The sequence below is a fragment of the Nocardia sp. BMG51109 genome (assembly GCF_000526215.1).
Classification (GTDB): domain Bacteria; phylum Actinomycetota; class Actinomycetes; order Mycobacteriales; family Mycobacteriaceae; genus Nocardia.
Genome location: NZ_JAFQ01000004.1, coordinates 7,742,719 through 7,759,398 on the forward strand (window position 1 = coordinate 7,742,719; position 16,680 = coordinate 7,759,398).

Annotated in this window: 13 protein-coding genes and 1 riboswitch; of the genes, 11 read left to right on the plus strand and 2 right to left on the minus strand. The window is 68.9% G+C overall.

The annotated features are described in order from the left end of the window. Window positions 1-35 precede the first annotated feature (35 nt). Window positions 36-692: a maleylpyruvate isomerase N-terminal domain-containing protein gene (locus D892_RS0136430; protein ID WP_024805978.1), complete on the minus strand. Its 657-nt coding sequence runs from the start codon at window positions 690-692 to the stop codon at window positions 36-38. Window positions 693-856: 164 nt separating this feature from the next. Next, a riboswitch (cobalamin riboswitch) is annotated at window positions 857-988 on the plus strand. A 40-nt stretch (window positions 989-1,028) separates the two neighbouring features. Between D892_RS0136430 and D892_RS0136435 the strand changes: the two genes are divergently transcribed. From D892_RS0136435 to D892_RS0136445, 3 genes are read left to right on the plus strand one after another with little or no spacing between them, the layout of a single operon-like run. Further along, window positions 1,029-2,054 carry an ABC transporter substrate-binding protein gene (locus D892_RS0136435; protein ID WP_024805979.1) on the plus strand — a complete coding sequence of 342 codons (1,026 nt, stop codon included), beginning with the start codon at window positions 1,029-1,031 and terminating at the stop codon, window positions 2,052-2,054. A 47-nt stretch (window positions 2,055-2,101) separates the two neighbouring features. Beyond that, a complete protein-coding gene (locus D892_RS0136440) occupies window positions 2,102-3,100 on the plus strand; it encodes an iron ABC transporter permease (RefSeq protein WP_232236251.1) in 999 nt (332 codons plus the stop codon). Further along, window positions 3,097-3,933, plus strand: coding sequence for an ABC transporter ATP-binding protein (locus D892_RS0136445; RefSeq protein ID WP_024805981.1), 837 nt, complete (start codon window positions 3,097-3,099; stop codon window positions 3,931-3,933). Before D892_RS0136440 ends, D892_RS0136445 begins: the two co-directional genes overlap by 4 nt. A gap of 204 nt (window positions 3,934-4,137) precedes the next feature. Here D892_RS0136445 and D892_RS0136450 read toward each other — a convergent pair whose 3' ends face one another. Further along, window positions 4,138-4,782 (minus strand): TetR/AcrR family transcriptional regulator, encoded by a 645-nt coding sequence (locus D892_RS0136450; protein WP_024805982.1) that lies wholly within the window; start codon window positions 4,780-4,782, stop codon window positions 4,138-4,140. Window positions 4,783-4,906: 124 nt separating this feature from the next. Between D892_RS0136450 and D892_RS0136455 the strand changes: the two genes are divergently transcribed. The 8 genes from D892_RS0136455 (at window position 4,907) to D892_RS44280 (ending at window position 16,664) form a co-directional block, all read left to right on the plus strand. Then, the gene (locus tag D892_RS0136455) at window positions 4,907-5,647 is read left to right on the plus strand and encodes a hypothetical protein (RefSeq protein WP_024805983.1); all 741 of its coding nucleotides are present in this window, start codon (window positions 4,907-4,909) and stop codon (window positions 5,645-5,647) included. Next, on the plus strand, window positions 5,644-6,420 hold the full coding sequence (locus D892_RS0136460; protein ID WP_024805984.1) for a hypothetical protein: 777 nt from the start codon (window positions 5,644-5,646) through the stop codon (window positions 6,418-6,420). The genes D892_RS0136455 and D892_RS0136460 overlap by 4 nt, the downstream gene beginning before the upstream one ends. Continuing rightward, window positions 6,417-7,010: a cytochrome c oxidase subunit 3 gene (locus D892_RS0136465; protein WP_024805985.1), complete on the plus strand. Its 594-nt coding sequence runs from the start codon at window positions 6,417-6,419 to the stop codon at window positions 7,008-7,010. Before D892_RS0136460 ends, D892_RS0136465 begins: the two co-directional genes overlap by 4 nt. Before the next feature lie 3 nt (window positions 7,011-7,013). Continuing rightward, on the plus strand, window positions 7,014-7,316 hold the full coding sequence (locus D892_RS0136470; protein WP_024805986.1) for a cytochrome C oxidase subunit IV family protein: 303 nt from the start codon (window positions 7,014-7,016) through the stop codon (window positions 7,314-7,316). A gap of 169 nt (window positions 7,317-7,485) precedes the next feature. Next, a complete protein-coding gene (locus tag D892_RS0136475) occupies window positions 7,486-8,331 on the plus strand; it encodes a 3-hydroxybutyryl-CoA dehydrogenase (RefSeq protein ID WP_024805987.1) in 846 nt (281 codons plus the stop codon). A gap of 636 nt (window positions 8,332-8,967) precedes the next feature. Further along, window positions 8,968-9,351 carry a hypothetical protein gene (locus D892_RS0136480; protein ID WP_024805988.1) on the plus strand — a complete coding sequence of 128 codons (384 nt, stop codon included), beginning with the start codon at window positions 8,968-8,970 and terminating at the stop codon, window positions 9,349-9,351. 22 nt (window positions 9,352-9,373) lie between these two features. After that, entirely contained in the window at window positions 9,374-10,027 is a 654-nt protein-coding gene (locus D892_RS0136485; RefSeq protein ID WP_024805989.1) for a type VII secretion target, read from the plus strand. Window positions 10,028-10,031: 4 nt separating this feature from the next. Then, complete coding sequence (locus D892_RS44280) at window positions 10,032-16,664, plus strand: putative T7SS-secreted protein (RefSeq protein ID WP_024805990.1); 6,633 nt, start codon at window positions 10,032-10,034, stop codon at window positions 16,662-16,664. Window positions 16,665-16,680 lie beyond the last annotated feature (16 nt).

Consider the following 16,680-nt stretch of genomic DNA (forward strand, 5'->3'; position numbering starts at 1 on the left):
CGGGCGAACACCGGGCATACTCGGCGGCCCGGCAGTCAGCCCAGGATGAACGGGAGTTGCGCCGCCAGGTCGCCCAGTTCGGTCCGCTCCGCATCGGTCGGGGCCCGCCGGCCCGTGCCGATCAGCAGGGCGTCCTTGTCCGGCAGCGACTCCGGGAACGCCGTCCCGGCGATCTTCTCCAGTAGTCTGCGGGCCCGTGCCAGCCCTTCCTCGGGTGGTTCGGCCGCGTGCGGGAGATGCGCGATCAGGTCGAGGTGGTGCAGCGTCCACTCCAGGACGTAGGTGCGGAGGTAGTCGCCCGCCGTGAGGATCATGTCGCGGGTGCCGACCGACAGGTTCGGATCGGCGAGTTCGGCGGCGCGCCCGGCCGCAGAGCCGACATCGTCGAGGTGGAATTTCAGCAGGCTCGGCTCCCGGTACGCGGCGGCCAGCCGGACGGTCAGCGCGTCGAGCGGGTGGTCGCCCGTCGGCGGCGTATCGGTGACCTCCCAGTAGCTCACCTCGTCGCGGGTCGGCGCGGCGTACGCCGGTGTCACGAGCGTGATCAGCACGTCCTGCGCGTCGATGATCAAGTGGCACACCAGGTCCCGCACCAGCCAGCCCGTACATCCGGACGGGCGGGCGAAGTCCTCGTCGGGAAGGTCCGCAACCGCCGTGCGCAGGGCTGCCCAGGAACGAGAGAAAGCGTCCACAGCGGCAAGCGTATTGCCGGGCACCGACACGAGCACACCCGCGTCGCCCGCCGGGATATCCTGCCCGGCGGCCGATTCCATCGCGCGCGGGCGCGGTACGCCGATCGCCGCCGAACCCTGACGGCCGTCCCCGCCTGGCATGCGCGTGTTCCGGACATCGCAACGTCCGTTACCATCGTCGCGGTTGCTGTGCGACCGTGACGCGGTGAGGGAACCCGGTGCGAATCCGGGACTGGCGCGCAACGGTGACACCCTCGGGTGAAGTCCGATCGCTCCCCGCGTCGAGTGTGATTCCGGCCTCGCGTACAGGCCCCGATGCAAGGAGTCGACGCCTAGATGCGCTGTCCTGCCGCGGTTTTCGCCGCACTTCTCGTTCTGCTGACGACCGGTTGCTCGACCTCCGGTCCCGACCGGGCGGCGGCGCCCGGCGCGGGCGGCCACCCGATGACCCTCACCAACTGCGGACACCGGGTGACCGTCGACGCGCCGCCGCGGCGCGCGGTCGCGCTCAACCAGGGCTCGGCGGAGATCCTGTTGTCGCTCGGCCTCGCCGATCGCATGGCCGGCACCGCGACCTGGACCGATCCCGTGCGCGCGAATCTCGCCGAGGCCAACGCCCGGGTGCCGCGCCTGGCCGACAACAATCCGTCCTTCGAGGTCGTCCTCGACACCGAACCCGATTTCGTCTCCGCGTCGTTCGGCGGCACCCTCGGTCCCGGCGGGGTCGCCGAGCGCGACCGGTTCGAGCGGCTGGGCGTGCCGACCTACCTGTCGCCGACCGACTGCGACGGCATGGACGACAACAGCGTCAACGCCGACGGCAACCGCACCCGACCACTGACGATGGAGGCGATCTACCGGGAAGTCCGGGAGCTGGCGGCGGTGTTCGATGTCCGCGAGCGCGGCGAGCGGCTGGTGACCGAGCTGCGCACCCGCTACGAGGCGGCCGCCGGCCGGATCGCGGCGAGCCGGGCATCGCTGGCGTTCTGGTTCGCCGATACGAATACCCCCTACGTCGCGGGCTGCTGCGGTTCGTCGGGCATCATCACGCACGCCGTCGGCGCCCGAAACGTGTTCGAGGACACCACGAACGAGTGGCCGCAGGTGAGCTGGGAGACCGTGCTCGACCGCGATCCGGCCGCCCTGGTACTCGCCGACCTGAGCCGCCGCACGATCACCGGCGACGGCCTGGACAGCAAGATCTCCTTTCTCGAATCCGACCCCGTCACAGCGCGTCTGAGTGCCGTGCGCGACCGCCGCTACATCGTGGTGGGCGGCGCCGATCTGAATCCGTCGATCCGCACCGTCGACGGCGTCGAGAAGGTGTCGGCCGCGCTGGAGCAGTGGGGTTACGGAACGTGAGCCCGCGCACGGCCGTCGGTCGCGATCACGGGGCGACCCTGCGACCGGTGACGACGGTGCTGTGCGGGTTGCTCGTGCTGGGTCTCTCGATCGCGGTGACGGTCACCGTCGGCCCGGCCGAGCTGTCCGTCGGTGATGTGTACGCGGTGCTGTTCGACCGGCTGGGCGTCGGTGCCGCGGAGGTGTCGCCGATCCGCGCGGGCATCGTCTGGGAACTGCGCCTTCCGCGCGCCCTGCTGGCCGCGCTGTGCGGTGCCGGTCTGGGGATGTGCGGCGTGATCATGCAGTCGCTGCTGCGCAATCCGCTCGCCGACCCGTTCGTGCTGGGCATCTCCTCGGGCGCCTCCACCGGAGCGGTGGCGATCGCGGTGCTCGGCCTCGGCGGCGGCACAGTGTCGCTGTCCACCGGGGCGTTCGCCGGGGCGCTGGTGTCCTTCGGCGCCGTGCTCGGCCTGGCCGCGGCCGCGGGTGGCGGCACCGCCCGGGTGGTGCTGGCCGGTGTCGCGATCACCCAGCTGTTCTCCGCGCTGACCTCGGTCGTCGTCTTGTCCTCGGCCGATGCCGAACGCACCCGCGGCGTGCTGTTCTGGATGCTCGGCTCGCTGGCCGGGGCCGACTGGACCGATGTCGCGGCGGCCGCGGCGGTGTGCGCCGCCGGGTTCGCGCTGTGCCTGTGGCAGGCGCCGACCCTCGACGCGTTCACCTTCGGCGCCGCCACCGCGGCCACCCTCGGCATCGCGGTGGCCCGCGCCCGGCTGCTGCTCCTGGCCGTGACCGCGCTGATCACCGCGGTCCTGGTCAGCGCGGCCGGGGCGATCGGATTCGTCGGGCTCGTCCTGCCGCACGCCGCGCGCCTGCTCGCCGGGCCCCGGCACAGCCGGCTGCTGCCGGTGACGGCCGTGCTCGGGGCGGTGTTCCTGGTGTGGGTGGATGCGTTGGCGCGCACCGTCTTCGCGCCGCAGGAGGTGCCCGTCGGGGTCGTCACCGCGCTGATCGGCGTGCCCGCCTTCGCGCTGCTGCTCCTGCGGACGAGGAGCACCGTATGACGCTGGAGGCGCGCCACCTGGAGTGGACCCGCGGCGGGACGCTCGTCATCGACGGGGTGAGTATCGCCCCGGAGCCCGGCCGGACCGTAGGACTGTTGGGCCCCAACGGATCCGGCAAGTCCTCGCTGCTGCGGCTGCTGGCCGGACTCGCCCGGCCCGACCGCGGCGCCATCACCCTGGACGGCTCCGACGTGCATCGGCTCGGCCGGCGTCCGCTGGCCCGGCGCATCGCCCTGGTCGGCCAGCATGCGCATACCGATGTCGATGTCGCCGTGCGAGATGTGGTGCGGCTCGGCAGGATTCCGCATCGCGACCTGTTCGGACGCGACGGCGAGGAGGAAGCCGCGATCGATGCCGCCCTGGCCGCCACCGGCCTCACCGGATATGCGCGGCGGACCTGGCACACGCTGTCGGGCGGCGAACAGCAGCGCGCCCAGATCGCCCGCGCCCTCGCCCAGCAGCCGAGCGAACTGCTCCTCGACGAACCCACCAACCACCTCGACATCGCCCATCAACTCGACATCCTGGAGCTGGTCACCCGCCTGCCGCTCACCGCCGTCGTCGCCCTGCACGACCTCAACCTGGCCGCCATGTTCTGCGACCACGTGCTGGTCCTCGACCGCGGCCGGGTCGCCGCCCACGGCAGCCCCGCCGACACCCTGACCGAACACCTCGTGGAACAGGTCTACGGCGTGCGGGCCACGGTCACGGTCGCGAACGGCGTTCCGCGGGTGCACTACCGCCGCCCCGCCCGGGCCGCGGATCCACCGGAAGACCCGGCTCACACCGCAACGCCCGGTACCACGACCGGCGGTTCCGCCGTTCCGCCGTGACGGCACCCGCCGGTTCCCGGCGTGCCGCCTCTGCCGTTCCGGCGCATCCTCGGCCCGGATCCACCAGTGCCGGTAGTGGACCCGGGCCGGGAGTATGCCGTGATGACGGCCGAACGCCGAGCGATGTGGACAACGGCCGGCGCACGACGGTGCCGAGGCGGGAGCTTGCCGAGGGCGAGGACATGGCGGCGGCCCCTGCCGGAACTAGCGCCGGATCGCGTGCACGAGCGTGCCGATCTCCGCGGCCAGCGATCGAGCCGGTGACGTGCCGACGAATCCTGTTGCGGCCCAGCATCTTACGCCGTCGGCCACCAGGACCTGGGCGACCCGGGCGGCCCGCTCGACGTCCACGTCCGCGGGGAGCTTGCCGTCCCGTTGAGCCTGCCGGAAGGGATCCAGGAACAGGAACGAGATGTCGGCCTCCGTGGCACCGTCGGCCAGGGTGCGCTGCTCGAGCCGATAGGTTTCCAGAACCGTTTCGAAGACCAGCTCCGGCGGGTAGCGGCGGAAACGCTCCTGCAGGGTTTCGATGATCGCCGCGATCAGGTCGAGGAGTTCGTAGGGCCGGGCGACGACGGCCTCGGCGGCGGCGTGGGCGTCGCGCATCGTGAACACCTCGGCCTCCAGCAGCACGTCCTCCCGGCGCGAGAAGTACACGTAGAACAGCGCTTTCGACACCCCGGCGGCCTTGCAGACATCGGTGACCGTGGTGCCGGCGAACCCCTTGGTGCGCCACAACGCCAGGGCGGCCTGCACGATCGCCTCCCGGCTGGCGTGCGACCGGGCCCGGACCGGCACGGCTCGTGTCTGACGGTAGTCACCATTCGAACCCGACGAAACTGTCGACATACCAGTCATTCTACAGATCCTCAATTATTGACTACCGTCAGGAAAGCTGCCATGCTCCGACGTGGATGCCCGGCGGCCGACACCGGTCCGGCTGCCGCGGCCGCGACTCATGGAAGAGGCAGGCATGCAGGTCCGCACGGAATCCGAGGAGCAATCGGCGTACTCCAGGCTGCGGGCACAGCAGGTCATCCTCTGGTCGTCGCCGGTGGTCGCGGCCGTCCTGCTCATCCTGTTCGTCGCGTTCCCCGGATTCTTTCCCCCGATGTCCCCGAACGCGTCGGCCGCGGAGGTCGCGCGGTTCTACGCCGACAACACGCCGATGATCCGGTTCAGCATGGTGGGGTTCAATCTCTGCGGCGTGCTGATCGTGCCGTTCTTCGTGCTGATCATGGCCCAGATGATGCGCATGAAGGGGCAGAGCCGGATCTTCGCCTTCTCCTATCTCACCGCGATCGTCGCGGGCACCACCCTGTTCGCGCTGTCGAATATCTTCTTCGCCACCGCCGCGTTCCGCCCCGGCCGCGGCGACGAACTCGTACAGGTGCTCAACGATCTGGCGTGGATCGTCTTCATCGCGCCGATCGGCATGGTGGTCGCGCAGTTCGTGCTGCTGGCCCTGGCCGTCTATTTCGACGACGACCGGGATCCGATCTTCCCGACATGGCTGGGCCATTATTCCCTGCTGACCGCGGTCGCCATGGCCCCGTCGGCCGGCGCCGCGGTATTCCGTGACGGCCCGCTGGCGTGGGACGGCGCGATCTCGTTCTGGCTGCGCAACGGCGCCTTCGCGCTCTTCTTCGTGGTCATGTTCTTCCTTCTGCGCTCCGCACTCGGGCGGCAGGCTCGCGAGGAGGGCGTGGCATGACCACCGTGGCCGCGCCCGAGCCGGTCGGTGGCTCCACCGACGCCGATCCGGGAAAGAAAGCGAACCTCGACGTCTGGATCACCTACTGGCTGTTCGCCGGTTTCTACACCGTGATGTCGGTGGGCGTATGCCTGCTGGGCCGGGCCACTCCCCCGCCGCGCCCCGATGTCACCGATATTCAGGTCGAGCAGTGGTTCGACAAGCACCACACGGGAATTCAGGTCGGCTTCGTGCTGCTCCTGGTCGTCGCCGGCGGGGCGGCGGTATCCAACGGCATCATCGGCTACTTCATGAAGCGAATGTCGTCGGGATCGGTGCTGGCCTACGCCTATATCGCCGGTATGGGAGTCGGCGCCGTCCCCGGATTCCACCTGCTGCTGATCTGCTGGCTGACCGCGACCTTCCGGCCGGACCGCGACGCCCGCCTCCTGCACCTGCTCTACGACCTGGGCATGCTGTCCTACAACGGGTCGCTCGGATGCTTCACGGCGGCCTACGCGGTGCTGGCGATCGCGATCTTCTACGACCGCAACCGCGTCTTCCCCAAGTGGTTCGCCTACATATCGATCTGGCAGATCGTCACGGAGGTCGTGGCCACCCAGATGTGGGTCTACCATTCGGGCGCGCTGGCGTGGAACGGGATGATCACCTTCTACATCGCCATCGTCATCTTCGCCGCGTGGATCGTCTGCCTGTTCCCGATCATGCGCAACGCCACCCGGGCGGAAACTCCCTCGACGCCGCCCCTGTACTCGGCCGAGGAGATCCGATGACGGCAACCGATCGGGAAACACCGGCCCCGGCCGGCGGCCGCCGGGCGACGCACCTGCCCGGCGATATCGATATGTGGGTGATGGTCCTCGGCGACCTGTTCTTCTTCGGCTGCTATTTCGTCACCTACATGGTGTTCCGGGCCCTGTCGCCGGAGGCGTTCTCGGATGCCCAGCGGCACTTGAACATCGGGATCGGCGTGATCAATACCGTCGTCCTGCTGACGAGTTCCCTGTTCGTGGCTCTGGGTGTGATCGCCGTCCGGCAGGGAGCCGTGCGGACGGCGGAACGGCTGATGCTGGCGGCGGGCGCGTGCGGGGTGCTGTTCGCCGCCTTCAAGGCGTACGAATGGTACCGGGAGATCTCCCGGGGATTCACTGTCGGCAACGAGTTCTTCAGTTTCTACTATGCCCTCACCGGCATTCATCTGGCGCACGTCGCGCTCGGAGTGCTGATTCTGGGAATCGTGGTCCGAGAATTGCGCGATCCCGGTAAGCGACGGGTGGGATTCGTCGAGCAGGGCGCGATCTACTGGCACATGGTCGACCTGCTCTGGGTGATCATTTTCGCGATCCTCTACCTCATGAGATGAGCCATGACGACACAATCCGTTTCCGGTGAGAAAACGACCGCCGCCAAGGACAAGCGCAGTGTCCTGGTCGCCTGGGCGATGCTGACTGCCATGACGGTCCTCGCCTGGCGGCTCACGCCCGGGCATGCCGGGCCGGCGGTGAGCGACGGACTGGTGGTCGGCATCGTCGTTCTCGGAATGATCAAGTGCCGCTTGATCATCCGGTACTTCATGGAGATTCGTTTCGCCCCGCGGTGGCTGCGCATCGCGACGGATGCCTGGCTGGGCGTCGTCTGGGTGGCGCTGCTGGGAATCCATCTCTATTGACCGGACCTCGATACTCGCGACGCGGTCGCCGGCCCCGCCCCGCGAATCCGGCTGCCGAGCAGCCGATGTCGTATGCGACCCTCTTGAAGGACCCGTGCCGCGCCACCGACCGGTGTGACCGGCACCCCCGGTGCGCCGATCCGGCGCCGACAGATGAAGGAGAACTCGGGTGGAACGCATTGGCGTGATCGGTGGCGGAACCATGGGTGCCGGAATTGCCGAGGTGGCCGCGCGCGCCGGTGGCGCGGTGCTGGTCCTGGAGCGGGATCGCGAGGCGGCCGACGCCGCCGTGACCCGCATCGAGAAGTCGCTGGCCCGGGCGGTGAAGTCCGGGCGGCTCGAGCAGGCCGATGCCGACGCGGCCCGCGACCGCGTCGCGCTGACGGTCGCCATCGACGACTTCGCCGACCGGCAGCTGGTGATCGAGGCGGCCCCGGAGATCGAATCGCTGAAGACCGAATTCTTCACCAAGCTCGACGCCATCGTCTCCCCCGAGACCATCCTGGCCACCAACACGTCCTCGATCCCGGTGATCCGGCTCGCGAACGCCACCGCCAACCCCGGCCGCGTGGTCGGCGTGCACTTCTTCAACCCGGTGCCGGTGCTGCCGCTGGTCGAGATCGTGGTGACCCTGAAGACCGACCGGGCCGTGGTCGACACCGTCGCCGGCTACGCCCGAGACGTGCTCGGCAAGCGCACCATCGAATCCAAGGATCAGGCCGGCTTCATCGTCAACGCCCTGCTCATCCCGTACCTGTGCGCCGCGATCCGGATGTTCGAGACCGGTTTCGCCAGCGCCGAGGACATCGACGAGGGCATGGTCTCCGGCTGCGCCCACCCGATGGGCCCGCTGCGCCTGACCGACACCGTCGGCCTCGACATCACCCTGGCCGTCGCCGAATCCCTGTACGCCGAATTCGGCGAACCGCAGTACGCTCCGCCGGTCCTGCTGCGCCGCATGGTCGAGGCCGGCTACCTCGGCCGCAAGGCCGGCCGCGGCTTCTACACGTACTGAGGCGTCCGGCGCGTACCGAGCCCGGGCATCAGGACCACAACTCCCGCAGTGCGGCGTCGACCTCCGCCGGAGGCTGGGTGTGCGGATGGTAACCGGGTACGCGCAGATCCGTTCGGCCACGGCCGCCGCGCAGGCCATCAGGGGTTCACCGGCATACCGGCGGTAGAGTTCCGGCGCGTCCTCCCAGGTGCCGGAGATGACGAGCTTCGGCCGGCGCGCGCGGCCGCCGGCGCCGCGAGCGGCAGATCGGCCTGCCACATCGGGCGCTCCCGCATGGACGTGCCGACAGCACGCAGCCGGGTGGGTGTGGGTTCCGGCATGTCCATGCCGAGTCCCTCGGTGGACAGCGGGTGGCACCAGAACAAATACATCGGGCCTGACCATTGCCGTCGGCAATACCGGCTGAGCCGCTGCCGACGGAATTCGGACGAAGATCGTTTCCTGTGCCGAACGTAACTGTGCCGATACTGTCCGACGTCCGTTAACTCTCCGTTCATTCACACTGGCAGACGTTGCAGCCCAGACACATTCGGTCCGGACCCGACAAATATGGGCACCCGGTACGGTGGCCGCCCGCGTATACTGGATCGAAATATTCCGGGGAGGGAACGTACCGCTCGGGGAGGGTACCGTGCCATGTCTGACAACGGTCTCGACGCGCTCCGTGGTGAGATCGCGGCCTTTTACGCGGGTTTCGGTCAACCCGTGGCCTTGCAGGACACGTTTCTCCAGGCCGCTCTGCTGGTTCCGGTGACAGACGACGACAATGTCCAGATTTCCCGGTTCGGCGGGGTCGACTGGTTGTGCGCTTTCACCAGCATCGAGGAATACGCCCGGTTCATGACCGCCCGCGAATATCTCACCGCCGGTGGCGTCGACACCGAGCAGCGGTACCGGTACCACTGGCTGTTCGGGTGGCGGCTGAGGGCCTACGCCGAGTCCCGGGACGAGCCCACCGGAGTCGCGGTCGACATCGTGGGAACCGCACCGATGGCATTCCCACCGAAAGTTCCGGAGTAGCAGGTCGATCGGAGGTTCGACGATGACCAAGGTGCAGGTCGATCCCGCGGTGCTACAGCAGGCCGCGAAGGGCATCGACGACACCATCGGCCAGCTGTCGGAGCTGGGTATCGGCGAGACGGGCAATATGGGCCGGGGATTCTCGCTGCTGACCCTGTCGACGCTGGAGGCGGGCAAGCATTCGGTGCAGAAGACCTTCGAGGAGTTCACCGAACGGTGGTCCTGGGGTATCCGGGCACTCGTGCAGGCCGGCAATTCGATCGCCCGCACCCTGGGCCTGGCGGCCGGCCGCTACCACGAAATGGATTCCATCGCCGAGGGCACGCTGAAGAAGATGTGGACCCACCTGGCCGGGAATCCGCATCTGTCCGACGAGGAGATCACCCAGCGGTCCTGGGGAGAGACCTTCGCCGACAACCCGGCCAACCACATTCGCAACGCCGACTACAGCACCGAGTCGTTCCAGCAGGCCAGTCGGAAGATACAGACCGACTGGAAGGTCGTCCAAGAGGTCGGTCCGCAGGCTCTGTCGAATCTGGCTGTCGTGCAGGGGATGCCGCTCGTCGGCCCCGCCGGCATCCCGGCCGCCGGCTACGTCACCGGTGCGGACCCCGGATGGAACACCGGTGCGGCCCAGCGCGCGGCCGAGATCATACAGGAGCAGGAGGGGAGCTGACCGGGTGGGGTTCAGCGATTTCGTCGACGATCTCGGTGATTCGATCGAAGACGGCGTGGAGAACGCCGTCGAGGGCCTGGGTCGAGCCGCCGACGCGGGCCTGGATCTCGTCAGCGAGGGAGCCGATGCGATCGGGCTGGACGGCGCCGCCGAGGCCCTCGACGACCTCGGCGACAACATCGCCTCGGGCACCGGCGGTGATGTCGGCGAGGAGGAACTCGGCGAGACCGAGGATCCCAAGGAGTTGATCCGCGGCGAGCCCGCCGAAATCGGTTCCACCGCCGACACTCTGCAGAAGTTCGCGAGCTCCATCGATGCGACCGGTCAAGCGCTCAAGAAGATCGACTCGTCCGCATGGACCGGTGCGGGCGCCGACGCGTTCAACGCGGTCTACGACAAGCAGCCGAAGCTGTGGTTCGACGGCGCCGACGCCATGAACGCCGCGTCGCACGCGATGACCGCCTGGCACAACGAGGTGAAGGCCGCGCAGGACAAGGCCACCGACGCGATCGAGTGGTGGAAGGCGGCCGATGCCGAGGAGCGCAGGCAGAAGACCTGGTGGAACTCGCTGACCGCGGAGCAGCAGTCCCAGACCACCCTCGTCGACACCTGGTCCTCGATGCGCACCACCGCGCGAGAACTCCTGCGCCGCGCCAGAACTCAGCGCGACAACGGCGCCTCGATCGCCGTCGGCGCCTTCTCGGCCGCCACCGAGAAGGCACCGAAGGAGCCGCCGTTCACCGACCGCTGGATGGCCAACCTCAGCGATCTCGGTGGGGTTCTCGAGCACGGGATGCTGAACTTCTACTCCGGGCTGCTGACCAGCTTCACCGGGTTGGTCCAGTTCGTGCGGCAGGTCAACCCGACCGACATCTACAACATGACCCATCCGGCCGAGTACATGACCGGCCTGGCCGATCTCGGCACCGGACTCGTTGTCGCGGTGGCGGATCCGGGAGCGACGGTGTCGGCGATCCTGTCCGACGCGCGGCGCAACCCGTTCGAATTCACCGGGGCCCTGACCGGCGACCTGCTGCTCACCGCGGCCACCGGCGGGGGCGGCGGCGCCAAGACGGCCATCAACGCGCTCAAGCGGATCAAGGACGCCGGCCGCACCCTGGACGACGCGGGGCGGGTCGGCCGGCACCTGCCCACCAACGGCACGCACAGCCCGATCCCCACGCGCGAGATGGGCGGCCCGCACAACACCGGCACTACACCCGAGGGCCCGAGCGCCGGTCCCGCACACACCGATCCCACCCACACGCCCAGCAACACCCACCCCCTGGAGGCCGGCCGTCAGCCCGACTCCCCGGCGCCGAGGGCCGAGGACGGCGGCGGGCACTCGTCGACTCCCGACCATCCGCGGCACTCCGATCCGCCTGCCTCGCACGGTCATTCCGACGATTCACCGTCACCCGAACCGGAAACACCGAGCCACACACCGGATTCGGATACCCCGCCGCACCGCGACCCCGGCCCGGAGCACGGGCCGGACCCCGACCCGTCGCCGAGCGACAGGCCCGATCCCGATCCGGCACCTCAGCAGCGGCCGGACCCGGATCCGACACCGGACCACCGACCCGACCCGGATCCCGATCCGAGACCGGAACACCGGCCGGACCAGAACCCGGACCCCAGACCGGAGCACCGCCCGGACCAGGATCCGACACCGGGCGATCGCCACGACACCGGCCCGACACACCGACAGCCCGAGCAGGATTCGATACCGGAACGGCGAACCGAACCGGATCCTCCGCGTACGCCACACGTCGACCACGACGGCGCGCCACGACCGGACCACTCGTCGACGCCACGCTCGGATCCCGACCGGGCGCCGGCGTCCCGGCCGGACTCCGATACCACGCCCACGCCGCACGTCGACTCCGAGACGACACCCACACGGACGGATCCGGATTCGGCACCGCACTCCCGGCCGGATTCGCCTGCACACGCCGATACGCCGACGAGCCGGACCGACCCCGACCGAGCATCCGGACCGGACAGTGACACCGATCCGGCGAACACGAGCCAGGACCCGGCCTTTTCCACTCGTCCGGGTCCGGACCACGCGCCGACCACCCACGATCCCGGTCCTTCGCGCACCGGCTCCGACCCCGCGCCGGTCTGGCAGCAGACTCCCGGAGCACACCCGGACGGCCGTGCGCCGCAGCCGCGCTCGCCTTCGGAGGCGCCCCCGCAGCGCCCGCACTCCGACGGCGCTCCCTCGTCCCGGATCTCCGACCGGACACCGGCGTCGCCTACTCGGGCGGATCCGGTTTCACCACGCGGACAAGCGACTCCGTCATCCCCCTTTCGCCCGAACCCGGACTCGTCACCGTCGGCGTACCCCGGCACCCGATCCTCGCCGATGCGCACCGATCCCCATTCCGGTTCGTCGTCCCGGCCGCACTCGGACTCGCCGACCACCCGGCCGGATCCCGAGCCCGCGTCATCACATCCGCGTTCCGAGTCGCCGACCCGCACCCGTCCGGATTCCCGGCCCGGCCACGGTCCCGACGACGGACCGAATTCGCGTCCACCGCGCCATGATTCGGACGAAATACCGGATCGCGGAGAGGGCCGCTCCCCGAGCCGCGATCACGAACCGCCGGACCGCAAACCACCACACTCCGACCGCAACCCGAACGCGCCCGGGGACCGCACGCACGATCCCGACCGCCACGCCCCTCGGCCCGACCGCGACACCGACACGCCGAACGATCGCACACGCGACACCGAACATCCCGAACGTCGAGATCCTCGGCCCGACCGCGATCCGGAAGCACCCAGAGACCGCACCCATAACCCCCACCGCGACACCGACAATCCCGCACGACACGACCCTCGCCCGGACCGCGATCCGGAAGCTCCCAGGGACCGCGCACCCGATCCCGACGACACCCGCACCGATCGAGATACCGGCCCGGACGACGACAAACCACCGCGCGATCCCGAGGACTCCACGCCGGAGGACCGGGCGCGCTCCGACGCGCACGCCCATGAGCAGGCACAGAGCGACGGCCCGGAAGTCGACCGCACGCCCGGGCAGAAGACCTGCTCCGAGGACCCGGTCGACATCAGCACGGGCGAATTCCTGCTCCCCGAAACGGATCTCGCGCTGCCCGGCGTCCTACCCCTGGAGCTGCGACGGGCGCACCACTCGAACTTCCGGTTCGGCCGGTGGTTCGGCCCGTCCTGGTCCGCCACGCTGGACGTCCGCATCGTCGTCGAGGACGAGGGCGTCACCTTCCTCGGCGAGGACGGCGTCATGCTGGCCTACCCGCACTCCGAGGTCGATGTGCCGGTACGGCCGCTCACCGAGGGACAGCGCTGGACGCTGACCCGCACCGATTCCGGCGGATACCGCGTCCGGGACCAACGCCGCGAGATCATCTGGCATTTCGCGCCCGAATTGGGCCTCGACGGTATCGAGGCCAGGCTCGGCAACTTCGCGATCTCGGCGATCACCGACCGGCACCACAACCGCGTCCGCTTCCGTTACGACTCCGACGGTGTGCCCGTGGAGGTTACGCACTCCGGCGGATACCGGGTGCGGATCGAATCCGCGCGTGGGCGCGTCACCGGCCTGTCGCTGCTCACCCACCACCCCGAACTCGGCGAGTTCGCCCAGCCGCTGTACGAGTTCGGTTACAACGCAGGCGATCTCGTCTCGGTCACCAACGCGGACGGCGCGACGACCCGCTACACCTACGACGCCGAGCACCGCATGACCTCGTGGACCGACTCCAACGGCAACCGGATGCTCAACACCTACGACGAGTCCGGCCGGGTGATCCACCAGCGCGGCACCGCCGGAATCCTGAACTCCGACTTCGACTATCTGGAGTTCCCCGACGGCACCGGCCGCCTCACCACCGTCACCGACTCCCACGGCGCGACCACCACGCACGGCTTCGACCGCGAACTCCAGCTGCGCGACCTCGTCACACCCGACGGCGGCCGCACCCACATCGACTACAACACCGACCGTAGACCGCTGGCCGTGGTCGCTCCGGACGGAACCACCACCACCTACCTGTACAACGAGGCCGGCGATCCCGCGAAAATAACGCGCCCCGACGGAAATTCGATCGCGATCGACTACCTCTGGCGCAACCGCCCCACCGCGATCACTGCACCGGACGGTTCGGTGGAGCGCCGCGAATGGTCCGAGGACGGCGACCTCGCGGCGACCATCGATGCCTCCGGGGCCCGCACCGAACTCACCTACCACCCCAACGGCGCACTCGCCACGATCACCGAATCCACCGGCGCCCGCACGGTGGTGCACGTCGACGAGGCCGGCCTGCCGGTCCGCCTCGTCGACCCGCTCGGATCCGAGACCCGGATCGAACGCGACGCCGCCGGCCGCCCGATCCGCATCATCGACGCCGCCGGATCGGTGACCCGATACGACTGGTCACCGGCCGGAAAGCTGGTCCGCAGAACGGATCCCGACGGCTACGCCGAATCGTGGAGCTACGACGGCGAGGGCAACACCCTCACCCACACCGACCGCGCGGGCGGCGTCACCGGATTCGCCTACGGCGCTTTCGATCTCGTCGACTCACGAACCGACGCCGACGGATCGGTCACCCGCTACGCCTGGGACACCGAACGCCGCCTCGCCGCGGTCCACAACCCTCTCGGCCAGAGCTGGACCTACGAATACGACACCGCGGGCCGCCTGATCGCCGAAACCGACTACACCGGGGCGACCACCCACTACACCCACGACCGTGCCGGGCGGACGGCCACCGTCACCTCCACCACCGGAACCACCCGGCATCACCGTCACGACGTCCTCGGCCGCCTCACCGAGATCACCACGGACGCGGGCGAGTGGATTCGCTACACCTACGACCCCGCGGACCGAATCCTCACCGCGGACAACGGAACCGGTGCCGACCCGACACACGCGCTCGCCTTCACCTACACTACGACGGGGTCGATCGAGACCGAACAGGTCGACACCCGCCCGCCGACGCACTACGAATACGACCCGCACGGCCGCCGCATCCGCCGCATCACCCCCAGCGGCGCCGACACCGGCTGGCACCGCGACATCACCGGCCGCGTCGACCGTCTCACCGCCGACGGCCACGACGTCACCTTCGACTACGACCCGCTCGGCCAACTGACCAGCTGGCGCACCGGTGAAATCGCCGTCGCTCGCGAACTGGACAACATCGGCCGCGTCACCCGCCAAGAGGTGACAGCGTTCCCCACCCGCGCCTTGTCGCTCGATCTCGGCCCATCCGGCAGACCCGGCCCACGCCGAATCCGCCACGACGAGTTCACCTTCCGCCCGGACGGCTACCTCACCACCCACACCACCACCCGCCCCGAAACCACACCCCTGCGGCGCGCCTACACCCTCGACCCGATCGGCCGCGTCACCACCGTCGCCCACAACGACCGCCACACCGAGAACTACACCTACGACCCGCTGAGCAATATCACCAGCGCCGTCACGGAACAATCGACTTCGACTGCCGCACAGCACCGTTCGGAGTCCCCGAACCGCGAGTACCGCAACAACCTCCTGATCCGAGACGGCCGCACCCGCTACCACTACGACGCCGCGGGCCGCCTGATCCGCAAGACCACCACCCGCCTCTCCCGCAAACCCGATATCTGGCACTACCGCTACAACAGTTTCGACCAGCTGACGGACGTCTACACCCCCGACCACCAGTGGTGGCACTACACCTACGACGCCCTCGGCCGCCGCACCACCAAACAACACCTCGCCAACGACAGCACCCTCCTGGAACGCATCGACTACGTCTGGGACGGAACGAATCTCGTCGAGCAGGTCACTGCCGACACCACCACCCGCTGGCACTACCAGCCGGGTTCATACACCCCGCTGACCCAAACCATCGACCAGGCCGCCATCGACAGCGAGTTCTACGCCATCGTCACCGATCTCATCGGCGCCCCAACCGAACTCGTAGACCCTGATGCAGCCCGTACCGTCGCGACCGCGTCGAACGACCTCTGGGGCAGAACCACCTGGACCGGTAGCACCGTCACACCGCTACGTTTCCCCGGCCAATTCCATGACCCCGAGACCGGCCTGCACTACAACCTCCACCGTGTCTACGACCCGGCCGTCGGCCGGTTCCTCACCCAGGACCCGCTCGGCCTCGCCCCCGCACCCAACCCAGCCGCCTACCCGCACAACCCGCTGGTCTGGAACGATCCCCTGGGCCTTGTCCCTGGTCCGTGCGAATACCACGACGGCGAACTGCCCGATTCGGAAAAACTCGGCAGAAGAATGCGCGCCGACAAAGACAATCCACAGCATCCGGAGAGCGACCACGACCAAGCGCACCACATCGTCCCGGGCGCCATCCGATACGGCGGCGCACCAGACGCCCGCGCGATCTTGAAGCAATTCGAGATCAAGATCAACGATCCAGCCAATGGCGTGTGGCTGCCCGACCACCGCGGCGTCATGGGCCCCGACGACATCCGCATACCTCACCACGGCGGCGATGTGCACAGCAAAGCCAATCTCCAGGTCCTGACCGACCTGCTGAGGGCCGAAACCACGCGCGAAGGGGTGATCGATGTTCTCAGACAGGTCGCCGAGGTGTACAAATCCGGTGGAAACCTCATCCCGTAGCCGACCGAGAGGAAAC